This is a genomic window from Rothia sp. (in: high G+C Gram-positive bacteria) (assembly GCF_030540545.1).
Lineage (GTDB): Bacteria > Actinomycetota > Actinomycetes > Actinomycetales > Micrococcaceae > Rothia.
Window position 1 is genome coordinate 1 of sequence record NZ_JAUNVZ010000101.1, and the last position, 1,119, is coordinate 1,119.

The window sequence follows — 1,119 nt, forward strand, 5'->3', positions numbered from 1 at the left end:
ACGCCACCTCACTCCGAACGCGCAGCGCCGACGAGAAAGCACGCATTATGGCCGGGGTACGGCAGCAGGTACTGCCGCTGGTGGAATCCGGGGCTATTCGCGCAAACCTAGACCGCACCTTCGCACTGGAACAGGCTGCTCGGGCCCACACCTACTTCGATTCGGGGGAGCACCGGGGAAGATTGTGCTCACCCTCGGCGAAGACTAGGTACTCGGGCGGGCTGGCGGCCGTCCTGCCGCAGAAACTTCTCTGTTGGGCGCAGGGCACCATAAGATTCTTCACAAAACCGGTGTGACATAGTGTCAGCAAAACAGATTTAGGGTAACCTAAGTGTTAAAGGGTTTTAAAGATGCTGCGAAAGGAGGGATCAGTGGGTATCAAGAACTTTCTGCAGTCACGCCGTGATGACGCCGAACTTGGCCGCGGGCTCTGGAGGCGCGCCCATGACCGTTTTATCCGTGGCGTAGACCGTTTCCACCAAGTGCTTGAGCGCCTAGCCCACACCGACATGGTCGAACTGGTGGTACCCGCCGCCAACAGCCTCTCAGACCTGATTCCGCGCGTGCGCGCTATCGCCATGGAAGCACAGCGGCTGGCCCCCAGCGAAGGCACCGATGTGCCCTCATCCCCCACCGGAGTGTACTCCGATGTGCACCGGGCGCTCTCTAAAGCGGGGAACTCGGCGGCCCTCTGTGCCGAGGCGCTCGCCATGGCACGCTGTTTCGGAGAATGCACCGCCCACTGCCAGCGGCAGGTGACCGTAGAACGCCGCGTGCAAACCGTCGTTGAACACATTCAAGAGGCCGAGCGGCTGATTGCGCGTGCCCGCGACGAACGGCATGAGTCAGTACTCGCTCGCTAGCCCCCATCAATATGAAACCCACGCCCCCGGCGGAGGGAAAAGTTCACCCGAATTTAAGGTTTCGTGTCTATTTGACAAAAACCGACCTTAAGCGGATGCCAGACACCCACAGCGGTGGGCTGCATCACCACAAGAACACACGCAAAACCTTAAAAACCCCACAGCATCCACTGCTGCCAGCAGCGGCTAAGGTTCACCTCAGTAGGTAGGTGGGTGAGGCGAATAATACACTGAAATCTCGAACTTCATATTCACT

Annotated in this window: 2 protein-coding genes; both read left to right on the plus strand. The window is 59.0% G+C overall.

Annotated elements, in window-relative coordinates; all coding sequences use genetic code 11:
- The coding region (locus tag Q4P78_RS09215) for a zinc-binding dehydrogenase (RefSeq protein ID WP_303340073.1) at window positions 1–296 on the plus strand (296 nt) is incomplete at its 5' end.
- Between the two features lie 75 nt (window positions 297–371).
- Window positions 372–863, plus strand: a complete 492-nt coding sequence (locus tag Q4P78_RS09220; RefSeq protein WP_037236273.1) for a hypothetical protein — start codon at window positions 372–374, stop codon at window positions 861–863.
- The last annotated feature ends 256 nt before the right edge of the window (window positions 864–1,119 follow it).